Origin of the sequence: Klebsiella sp. A-Nf5 (assembly GCF_002810545.1) — a bacterium.
Classification (GTDB): Bacteria; Pseudomonadota; Gammaproteobacteria; order Enterobacterales; family Enterobacteriaceae; genus Klebsiella; species Klebsiella variicola.
On the sequence record NZ_PIOG01000232.1, the window covers coordinates 1 to 853 of the forward strand.

Annotated in this window: 2 protein-coding genes; one reads left to right on the forward strand and one right to left on the reverse strand. The window is 43.1% G+C overall.

The features are described from left to right. The coding region (locus CWM53_RS22965; RefSeq protein WP_264755258.1) for a LysR substrate-binding domain-containing protein at positions 1-176 on the forward strand (176 nt) is incomplete at its 5' end. A 126-nt stretch (positions 177-302) separates the two neighbouring features. On the opposite strand, the gene CWM53_RS22970 is transcribed toward CWM53_RS22965, so the two are convergent. After that, the coding region (locus tag CWM53_RS22970; RefSeq protein WP_100750878.1) for a DUF6216 family protein at positions 303-853 on the reverse strand (551 nt) is incomplete at its 5' end.

Below are 853 nucleotides of genomic sequence, written 5' to 3' on the forward strand. Positions count from 1 at the left end.
TCGGTCTGGGGCTGGCCTATGTCCCGGAAGAGCTGATTACCGACGATCTAGCCCAGGGCACACTTATCCGGGTGCTCCAGCGTTATAGCCAGCGTCTGGAAGGTTCATTTCTCTATTACCCGCACCGCAATGTGTCGCCCGCGCTGAGAGCGGTCATTGATACATTGCGAATGTAGCAGAGGTTGCCTGCGGGCAGCAGGCAACTGGTAGTGGTCAGAGACAGCTACTGTGCTCGGACCTGTCATTCAATTCCGATCTATGCAAATAGTCATGCCAGGCGGAAATGAATATATAGATTCATTTTACGAGTTATGTACTTCATTATAAAGTTTAGAAGCAGCGCCTCTACGTAATAAACTAAAAAAGCAAATGATCGTAAAAATGAAGGGGTAAATAGCCAAAACCCATGCCAGCTTTTGATTTTTAATAATGCTATTTATAGTATCACTCAACGAACCACTTGAAAAATTTTCACAAATCCTGTCAACCGAGCGCACACTTATCCCCGCTTTTTCTGAGAAAGCCGTTTTATCGAACGCCTTGCTTTCACACTGTTTTTTATCGAGCTTCCACTCAGTCCAGTTCAGGGGAAGGTAATTATTGGTCCAGATCGAACTCTCAGCAATATGATCATTAATCCAAACCCATGACTTGTCGTCGCCTAATCGTACTAATGCGGATGGCTTCAATGCCAGCAACATAAAATTTGATAATAGCAGCATAGTTAACACACAAGAGACAAATACGCCAGTATTAGCGATAAATAATGGTTTTATTGCCTTAAGCGTTGATATTTCAAACCATCCTTTCGCGGCTGTGACATGACGAATATCTATATTTTTCTTTTTTGTCC